Source organism: Frankia sp. AgKG'84/4 (assembly GCF_023242965.2).
Classification (GTDB): Bacteria; Actinomycetota; Actinomycetes; order Frankiales; family Frankiaceae; genus Frankia.
The window spans coordinates 1-968 of sequence record NZ_JALKFU020000841.1 but is presented as its reverse complement, the minus strand read 5'-3'; the positions used below and the strand labels follow the sequence as shown (position 1 = coordinate 968).

Here is a 968-nt window from a genome sequence, read left to right as displayed (position 1 = left end):
CCCACCGCGCGGCCGGGGACCACCCGCGGCTCGCCGAGACCCGCCGGCTGTTCGGCGCCGGGCCCCACGCGGCCGTGCACGGCGAGGCCACGATCAGGACCAAGGACGGTTTCGAGGTCGTCAACGGCCAGCGTGGCAAGGTGACGGCGATCAGCCCGACGTCGATCGCCGTCCGCAGCGACGACGGCTACGCCACGACATACGTGATCAACGGTGACACGAGGTTCCGCGTCGACCAGAAGGCGGCGAAGCTCACCGACATCCACCAGGGCGACACCGTCCAGGTGGGGGCGAAGGCCGCGGGCGCCACCCGCACCGCGGTACTCATCGTCGAGCCGAAGGAGTGAGCGCGGGCGCCGTGCCCGGCTGGCCGCGCCGCGCCCGGCCCCGGCAGCTCCATTCGGACCGTCCGCCGTCAGACTATCCAGCAACAGGGCATTCCCTACGGGTCGCGGCATGTCTCGGATACCACTCCGGGGACACCCCGACACCAACCGGGGACACCGCCGGCCGGCCCGCCCCGGGCGGCGTTCTTTCATCGCGGCAAGATCTTTCCGCTTCCATCACACTCCCGACATTTGATGTTGGCGTCTCCATCGAAGATGCCATCCGCGTCCAGCTCGGCCTGAGGCCGTGTCTGGTAGCGGGTCCCGTTGCAGGAAGGGCAGGTAGCGAGCCCCCCGACAGATCGATCGTCGGGGGGCCGGAAATACCTGCTCGATCGTTTTCGCGCCCTTGTCACGAAAGCGAGAATGCACGCCCAACCCACCGACGTCCAGGATGTCGCGGGCCACGGAATGGTCATCAGACAAAGCGTCATCCCAAAACCCGCACCGTTTACCTGGCAGCCATTTTCCGGGATTTCGGCGCCGCCGGCCGCATTTTCCGCGGCGCCCTGCACGGCGCGTGTCGGGTCGGCCGGGCGGATCTCCGGCCGCCGACGGCGCCCTGGGGCGTCACCCCCGGCC

General features: G+C 69.6%; 1 protein-coding gene. It reads left to right on the top strand.

Annotation, left to right across the window (positions count from 1 at the left end):
- A partial coding sequence (locus MXD58_RS25580) for a hypothetical protein (protein WP_250610249.1) occupies positions 1 to 347 on the top strand: 347 nt, incomplete at its 5' end.
- Positions 348 to 968 lie beyond the last annotated feature (621 nt).